Source organism: Allomuricauda sp. ANG21 (assembly GCF_040705235.1).
Taxonomy (GTDB): Bacteria; Bacteroidota; Bacteroidia; order Flavobacteriales; family Flavobacteriaceae; genus Flagellimonas; species Flagellimonas marina.
Genome location: NZ_JBFCVT010000007.1, coordinates 1 through 781, shown reverse-complemented (window position 1 = coordinate 781; position 781 = coordinate 1). Strand labels below are relative to the sequence as shown.

The following is a 781-nucleotide window of genomic DNA, read 5'->3' as shown; positions in this document are numbered from 1 at the left end:
GGCAACAGCCTTTCGATAGAGGACGGCAACAACGTTGACCTGAGCGGCTACCTTGACAACACCGACGATCAGGCCCTCAGTTTGGCCGCTGTCAACAGATTTACCTGGGAGGACTGTGGCACGGTCGATCTGACCCCATACCTGGACAACACGGACGACCAGGCGATCACGGCCTTCAGCCTTGACAATGCCACGAACATATTGACGCTGACCTTGGAGGACGGCGGCACGCAGACGGTGGACCTATCGGCCTTGGACAACAGCGGTTCGGACGACCAGACACTGACCCTTTCGGGCAACAGCCTTTCGATAGAGGACGGGAACAACGTTGATTTGAGCGGCTACCTTGACAACACCGATGACCAGGCCCTCAGCTTGGCCGCTGGCAACATATTGACCTTGGAGGACGGTGGCACGGTCGATCTGACCCCATTTCTGGACAACACGGACGACCAGGCGATCACGGCCTTCAGTTTGGACAATGCCACGAACGTATTGACACTGACCCTTGAGGACGGCGGCACGCAGACCGTTGACTTCAGCACTGTGCTTGCAGCGGCTGGAACCGATGACCAGGCCCTCAGCTTGGCGGCGGGCAACATATTGACCCTTGAGGACGGCGGCACGGTCGACCTGACCCCATACCTGGACAACACGGACGACCAGGCGATCACGGCCTTCAGCCTTGACAATGCCACGAACGTATTGACGCTGACCCTTGAGGACGGCGGCACGCAGACGGTGGACCTGTCGGCACTGGACAACAGTGGTTCGGACGACC

1 pseudogene is annotated in these 781 nt (G+C 59.3%); it reads left to right on the top strand.

Going from position 1 to position 781, the window contains the following annotated elements:
- Positions 1-781: pseudogene (locus tag AB1A65_RS09090) on the top strand (hypothetical protein); the annotation flags it as partial.